This window comes from Actibacterium sp. (assembly GCF_041584535.1).
In the GTDB taxonomy this organism is placed as follows: domain Bacteria; phylum Pseudomonadota; class Alphaproteobacteria; order Rhodobacterales; family Rhodobacteraceae; genus Actibacterium_D.
Genome location: NZ_JBFHDW010000366.1, coordinates 1 through 2241, shown reverse-complemented (window position 1 = coordinate 2241; position 2241 = coordinate 1). Strand labels below are relative to the sequence as shown.

At 64.1% G+C, this 2241-nt stretch carries 2 protein-coding genes; both read right to left on the bottom strand.

Translation table 11 applies throughout. The features are described 5' to 3' along the window. The coding region (locus ABYW26_RS13635; RefSeq protein ID WP_372605455.1) for a carboxyl transferase domain-containing protein at positions 1-1552 on the bottom strand (1552 nt) is incomplete at its 3' end. Next, positions 1549-2241 (bottom strand): acyl-CoA dehydrogenase family protein (locus ABYW26_RS13630; RefSeq protein WP_372605454.1); only part of this gene is annotated, 693 nt, incomplete at its 5' end. The genes ABYW26_RS13635 and ABYW26_RS13630, both read right to left, overlap by 4 nt.

The window sequence follows — 2241 nt, the reverse complement described above, 5'->3', positions numbered from 1 at the left end:
CGGACAGGCTGAGCGCCAGCACCTCGCGCGATTTGCGCGGGTCGATGATGCCGTCATCCCAAAGCCGGGCCGACGCGTAGAGCGGGTGCGATTGCTCGGCGAACATCTCGATCGTCGGGCGCTTGAATTCGGCCTCGTCTTCGGCGCTCCAGCTGCCGCCTTTACGCTCGATCCCTTCGCGGCGCACTGTGGCCAGCACGCCTGCTGCCTGTTCACCGCCCATGACGCTGATGCGGCTGTTGGGCCATGTCCACAGAAAGCGCGGCTGATAGGCGCGGCCGGCCATGCCGTAGTTGCCGGCGCCGAAGCTGCCGCCGACCAGCATGGTGATTTTGGGCACGTTGGTGGTGGCGACGGCGGTGACCATCTTGGCGCCGTGGCGGGCGATGCCTTCGTTCTCGTATTTGCGGCCAACCATGAAGCCGGTGATGTTTTGCAGGAACACCAGCGGGATGTTGCGCTGGCTGCACAGTTCGACGAAATGCGCGCCTTTCTGGGCGCTTTCCGAGAACAGCACGCCGTTATTGGCGATGATGCCCACCGGGCAGCCCATCACATGCGCGAATCCGGTGACCAGCGTTTCGCCAAAGCGCGGTTTGAATTCATCGAAATACGAGCCATCCACCAACCGCGCGATGACTTCGCGGATGTCATAGGGCGTGCGCAGGTCGGCGGGGACGACGCCAAGGATTTCCTCAGGGTCATAGGCCGGGTCTTGCGGGCTTTGCCATTGCACGGTGGCGGGTTTGGCGCGGTTGAGGTTGCCGACGGCGCGGCGCGCGAGGGCCAGCGCATGCGCGTCATCCTCGGCCAGATAATCGGCCACGCCGGACAGGCGCGTATGCACATCGCCGCCGCCCAGATCCTCGGCCGTGACCACCTCGCCTGTCGCGGCCTTGACCAGCGGCGGGCCGGCCAGAAAGATCGTACCCTGATCGCGGACGATGATCGTCACATCCGACATGGCAGGCACATAGGCGCCGCCCGCCGTGCACGAGCCCATCACCACCGCGATCTGCGGGATGCCCTTGGCGCTCATCCGGGCCTGATTGTAGAAGATGCGGCCGAAATGGTCGCGGTCGGGAAAGACCTCGTCCTGATTGGGCAGGTTGGCGCCGCCGGAATCGACCAGATAGATGCAGGGCAGATTGCATTCCTCGGCGATCTCCTGCGCGCGCAGGTGTTTCTTGACGGTCATCGGGTAATAGGTGCCGCCCTTAACGGTGGCATCATTGCAGATGACCATGCACTCCAGCCCCTGCACCCGGCCGACACCGGCGACGACACCGGCACAGGGTGCGGCACCCTCGTACATATTATGCGCTGCGGTGGCGCCGATTTCCAGAAACGGCGAGCCGGGGTCCAGCAGGTTGGCCACCCGGTCGCGCGGCAACAGTTTGCCCCGCGCCAGATGGCGTTCGCGCGCCTTTTCGCCGCCGCCCAGCATCGCCAGACCGGCGGCTTGGGCGACCTCGTCCAGCGCCTGAAGGTGACCGGCGCGGTTGGTCTGAAACACCTCGGAGGTGGGCAGGATTTGCGAGTTGAGTTTCACCCCATCGCCCCCATCATTTCGCGGCCAACCAGCATCCGGCGGATTTCACTGGTGCCAGCGCCGATCTCCATCAGCTTGGCGTCGCGGAAGATGCGGCTGACGGCGCTTTCATTCATGAAGCCCGCGCCACCCATCGCCTGAACCGCCTGATGGGCGACGACCATCGCCTCTTCGGAGGCATAGAGCACACAGGCCGCCGCATCGGCGCGGGTGACCTCGCCGCGGTCACAGGCCTTGGCGACCTCGTAAGTATAGGCCCGGGCCGAGTTCATCTTGGTATACATGTCGGCGATCTTGCCCTGCATCAGCTGGAAATCCCCGATCCGCTGGCCGAATTGCTTGCGCTCGGCCATATAGGGCATGATTTCGTCCAGACAGGCGGCCATGATGCCGGTGCCGATGCCCGACAGCACCACGCGCTCAAAATCCAGACCCGACATCAGCACGCGCACGCCTCTGCCTTCCTCGCCCAGCACGTTTTCGAACGGCACCTCGACATCGTCAAAGATCAGCTCGGCCGTGTTCGAGCCGCGCATCCCCAGCTTGTCGAAATGCGGGCTGGTGCTGAAGCCCTTCATGGTTTTTTCGACGATAAAGGCGGTGATGCCCCTGCTGCCGGCCTCGGGGTCGGTCTTGGCATAAACCACCAAAGTGTCGGCATCCGGGCCGTTGGTGATCCAGTATTTCGT